Genomic DNA, 2,781 nt, shown 5'->3' on the forward strand with positions numbered 1-2,781 from the left:
CCGCCGAAGCACGACCACACCCGCGTGACCCTCGACGACCCCGCCACCCGCCCCATGCAGTACTGGCGGCCCACGACCAGCCTCGACACCCGCGAGGACCGGCACCGCGCCAACGGGGAGGAGCCGTGAGCCGGCCGAAGCTGCTCGAGACGCACGGGTGCCAGGGTGGCGCGCACGCCGGCTACGTCAACGCCGGCTGGGACGTCACAGGGGTCGACATCGACAAGCGCCACGTCCGCTACTACCCCGGCCGGCTCATCATCGCCGACGCCGCAACCTACATCCGCGAGCACGGCCATGAGTACGACGCCATCCACACCAGCCCCCCGTGCCAGTGGTACACCCGCGGCAACGCCAAGGGCCGCGCTGCCGGCAACAGTAAGTGGTCTCGCAGCATCCCGCCCATACGGGAGGCGCTCGAGTCGACGGGCCGGCCCTACGTCATCGAGAACGTGGCCGACGCCGCCTGGGACATGCGTGACCCGGTCGCGTTGTGCGGGTGCATGTTCGGGCTCTCCGCGATCGACACCGACGGTATCCGCATCCACCTCAAGCGCGAGCGTCTGTTCGAGACGAACTGGCACCTCCGGCCGCCGCGAGCCTGCGACCACTCCGGCATCGAGTGGTGGGCCGGCGCCTACGGCGGAGCGCGGCGTGACAAGTACGAGGCGAAGTTCGTCCGCAAGGGCGGCTACGTCCCGCCGAACAAGGACGTCGTGAAGGCGCTGCTGGGTGTCGAGCACGACATGACGTGGAACGGCCTGTTCGAGTGCCTGCCCCCTGCGTACACGAACTGGATCGGCCGGCAACTGCTGGCCCACGTCGGGGAGCGTGCCGCATGAGCCCCGCCCGCCGCACCTTCAACCTCGCGCCCACGCCCGCCACCGACCGCGCCGACGACTGGCGAGACGACGCCGCGTGCCTCGACGTCGACCCGGAGTTGTTCTTCACCGGCGGCTACCCCTCTGCGTGGGGCAAGCACCCCGAGGACGCCGCCAGGGCCAAGGCCATCTGCGCAGACTGCCCGGTCGTGGCCGAGTGCTTGACGCACGCCTACGAGGTTGGCGACGGGCACAGCATCCGCGGCGGGCTCACCCCCAGCCAGCGGGACCGCCTGCGCCGCAAGGCCAAGCGGAAGGAGGCGCAGGCATCGTGAGCAAGCCCGCGGAGTGCAACGGCATCTGCGTCATGGGGTCGGAGATCCTCCCCGGCGGTAAAGGTGTCGCATACCCCCACCCCGACTGCGACCTGCACGGCCTGCCCGCGACCTACGGCAAGTGCCTTGCGTGCGGGTCTGTCGAGGTCCGTCTCAACAAGGTGACGTGCCACGTCGACCTGTCCGACATCGGGGAGAGCGACAGTTACCCGGCGGGATATGGCTGCGAGGTGTGCTCGTGACCCGCCCCCCGCTCTGCACGCTCGGGCGCTGCCGCTGGCCCGCCACGCACACCGTCGACACCAACCAGCCCCCCTACGCCGGCCCCCGCCTCGTCTGCAAGGAGCACGCGCGCGCCATCTTCGACGCGATCGAGCACCCGCAGCAGATCACCGTCGGCGGACTACCCCGAGAGGACACCACCGCATGACCGCCCCCCGCCTCAAGTTCAACGAGAACCTGCACCGCTACTGGCTCGACGGCCGCCCCATCCCCGGCGTCACCACCATGCTCAGCAAGGGCCTGCCCAAGCCCGCCCTGCCCCGCTGGGCCGCGAAGTCCGCAGCCGAGTACGTCGCCGACAACCTCGAGGTCCTCAACGCGCTGCCCGACCGTGAGTCGATCATCGCCACCGTCAAGCAGTCGCCCTGGACCTTCCGCGACCGGGCGGCCGTGCGCGGCACCGACGTCCACGCCATCGCCGAACGCCTCATCCATGGCGAAGAGGTCGACGTTCCCGAGCACCTCGCCGACTACGTCAACGGCTACGTCGCGTGGCTCGACGTGTGGCAGCCCACCCCGATCCTCACCGAGCGCCCGCTGGCCAACGCCCACTGGTGGTACGCCGGCAAGCCCGACGCCTTCATCACCCTGCCCAGCGGGGAACGCCTGCTCGTCGACTTCAAGACGTCCAGCGGCGTCTACGGCGAGACCGCGCTGCAGCTGGCCGCCTACCGCGGCGCCGAGTTCTACGTCGACACCGACGGGGCCGAGCAGCCCATCCCCGAAGTCGACGGGCTCGCCGTAATCCACGTGACGCCCTACGGCACCGAGCTCTACCGCATCGGCGACCCCGAGGCCGCCTGGAAGGACTGGCTGCACGTGCTCTGGGTCGCCAAGGCCGAAGACCGCATCAAGAACCAGATCACCCACCCCTCACAGCCCGGAGACGCAGCATGACCGAGATCCAGCACTACACCCCGACCGTCGAGCACATCTCCCCCGGCGTCGGTGACCCCACGGGCGGGCGGCTCGTCGCATGGGCCGAAGGGCTCGCCGCCGCGCACCGCATCGGGACCGCGCTCTGCCAGACGTCGTTCGTCCCCCAGCAGTTCCGCGGCAAGCCCGAGGAGGCCGCCGCCGCGATCCTCTACGGCGACGAGATCGGCTTCACCCCCACCCAGGCGCTGCAGAACATCTACGTCATCAGCGGCAAGCCCAGCATGTACGCCCGCTCGATGGTGGCGCTGCTCCTATCCCACGGGCATGAGGTCTGGACCGTCGAGAAGACCGACGCCAAGGTCACCGTCGCCGGTCGCCGAAAGGGCTCCACGCACGTCATCGAGGAGACGTGGACCACGGCCCGCGCGAACAAGGCCGGGTACACGAACAACAAGAAGTACCAG

The 2,781-nt window shown here is 69.9% G+C and carries 6 protein-coding genes; all 6 read left to right on the forward strand.

What is annotated here, in order from left to right; all coding sequences use genetic code 11:
* The first annotated feature begins 125 nt into the window (after positions 1-125).
* Entirely contained in the window at positions 126-842 is a 717-nt protein-coding gene (locus VIR15_RS20575; protein ID WP_331931262.1) for a DNA cytosine methyltransferase, read from the forward strand.
* Positions 839-1,156 (forward strand): WhiB family transcriptional regulator, encoded by a 318-nt coding sequence (locus VIR15_RS20580; protein WP_331931264.1) that lies wholly within the window; start codon positions 839-841, stop codon positions 1,154-1,156. Before VIR15_RS20575 ends, VIR15_RS20580 begins: the two co-directional genes overlap by 4 nt.
* On the forward strand, positions 1,153-1,398 hold the full coding sequence (locus VIR15_RS20585; RefSeq protein ID WP_331931266.1) for a hypothetical protein: 246 nt from the start codon (positions 1,153-1,155) through the stop codon (positions 1,396-1,398). The genes VIR15_RS20580 and VIR15_RS20585 overlap by 4 nt, the downstream gene beginning before the upstream one ends.
* Positions 1,395-1,586 carry a hypothetical protein gene (locus VIR15_RS20590; protein WP_331931268.1) on the forward strand — a complete coding sequence of 64 codons (192 nt, stop codon included), beginning with the start codon at positions 1,395-1,397 and terminating at the stop codon, positions 1,584-1,586. Before VIR15_RS20585 ends, VIR15_RS20590 begins: the two co-directional genes overlap by 4 nt.
* The gene (locus VIR15_RS20595; RefSeq protein ID WP_331931270.1) at positions 1,583-2,335 is read left to right on the forward strand and encodes a hypothetical protein; all 753 of its coding nucleotides are present in this window, start codon (positions 1,583-1,585) and stop codon (positions 2,333-2,335) included. Before VIR15_RS20590 ends, VIR15_RS20595 begins: the two co-directional genes overlap by 4 nt.
* Positions 2,332-2,781 (forward strand): hypothetical protein (locus VIR15_RS20600; RefSeq protein ID WP_331931272.1); only part of this gene is annotated, 450 nt, incomplete at its 3' end. The genes VIR15_RS20595 and VIR15_RS20600, both read left to right, overlap by 4 nt.

Source organism: Intrasporangium sp. (genome assembly GCF_036566125.1).
Lineage (GTDB): Bacteria > Actinomycetota > Actinomycetes > Actinomycetales > Dermatophilaceae > Intrasporangium.

Excerpts from the sequence above, each read along its gene's own strand:
- VIR15_RS20580 (WP_331931264.1), top strand. The coding sequence starts at position 839 with ATGAGCCCCGCCCGCCGCACCTTCAACCTCGCGCCCACGCCCGCCACC.
- VIR15_RS20595 (WP_331931270.1), top strand. The coding sequence starts at position 1,583 with ATGACCGCCCCCCGCCTCAAGTTCAACGAGAACCTGCACCGCTACTGG.